This is a genomic window from Rhodopirellula maiorica SM1 (genome assembly GCF_000346295.1).
GTDB lineage: Bacteria > Planctomycetota > Planctomycetia > Pirellulales > Pirellulaceae > Novipirellula > Novipirellula maiorica.
In genome coordinates, this window is sequence record NZ_ANOG01000810.1 from 1 (window position 1) to 1,411 (window position 1,411).

1 protein-coding gene and 1 pseudogene are annotated in these 1,411 nt (G+C 56.7%); both read right to left on the reverse strand.

Going from position 1 to position 1,411, the window contains the following annotated elements:
• Positions 1-238: hypothetical protein (locus RMSM_RS26540; RefSeq protein ID WP_040769498.1), on the reverse strand; the 238-nt coding region annotated here is incomplete at its 3' end.
• Positions 235-1,411 (reverse strand): annotated as a pseudogene (locus tag RMSM_RS26545) (hypothetical protein); the annotation flags it as partial. The gene RMSM_RS26540 and the pseudogene RMSM_RS26545, both read right to left, overlap by 4 nt.

A 1,411-nucleotide genomic window follows, 5' to 3' on the forward strand; every position in this document is an offset into this window, starting at 1 on the left:
CCGTATCTGCATCCGTCTCCGGATCTCCATCGCTAGTAGCGCTGCTATCGCCGTCCTGAGACTTATCAGTCGGCGATTCAGCGTCCAGCGTTGTTTCAGCGACGGCCTCTGGCTCGTTGTCCTGATTCGATTGGATTGCCGGTGGAGCGACGATCGGCGAATCTTGTGCCGTCGACATCTGCGACATCGCCAACGCGACACCCCAAGCGAGGATGCAAACCCAAACGCTGCGTGTCACGGTGTCACCTTGTTCACGCTGGAAGCGGGAGCGATCGATCGGGTCGCAGAGAGTGTACCACGACTGGCTCCGGAGTTTTCCTTGTGCATCTGCGTCGATCCCTCGATACGACGAGACCGGGGACGCGAATCCAATGCACTGCTGTGATCGCGCGATTGAACCATCGTCCGAATTGCTGACATCACCACCACTAACACCATCGCGATCATGCCCAATTGCCCCGCCAAAACCGCCGCGTCGGGGGCCACCACCAACATCCCCGCAAACATCACTGCCGCGGCAACGGCAAACAACGGATGCCGGGTTTGCGGCACGAACGATAACAGCACGGCAATCAATAACACCATCGAACCGGTCACGCCCCACAAAATCGTGCGTGACACGACGATCGCACGGAACGAACGAACGTCCGACCCAACGTATAAATAGCGGTTTCCTCGTGGGACTTCGATCAGATCGGTGCTGCCCACCCAACCGGCCAACGAACTTGATGTCTGAGTCGATGCACGGTACAGACGCCATCGATCGAAACGCCATGTCATCGATCGTCCCAGCGTCGGTGAAGCCCAAATCACGTGCGAATCATTAGGTGCTACGATCTCCCAGTAAAGCCGCCCGACACCAATCGGCAGATCGAGTGCCGGCCGAATGCTATCGACCATCATCGACGCATCCATCGGCAACCAAACTCGCAAATCAACCAGATGAGATTTTCCATCCGATGGCAACGCGATCACCAGCGTGTTGTTCTCGCGACGTACCCGCGTGATATTGCCATCAACCAGTGCTTCGGTCGATATGCTGTAGTCCCCCTCCGGTATTCCTAAACGCAGCTCAGGACTGCCTTCGACATTCGCCAGCAATTGTTCCATTCGAGTGGCATAGCCAGTCGCTGAGCGGAGCACTGCCCTGGAAACAAAGACGTCTTCGGTGTCGGTTTGCCGCGATCGAAAACGCAACCGTAATGGTTCGCGAGGCAACGATTCTAAAATCATCGTCGACTTGTCACGATCGCGAACATGGGAACCGGAGGAAGCATTCTCTTCGGCCCCGGCCGCATCGTCCGCAACTCCGTTCGTTTTGCTGATCCGGTCTGCCGAGACGATTTCCGTCGTTGTATCGCCTTGCATCAACACTCGCATGGTGCCACGAAATGTCGTTTCGACACCGAAA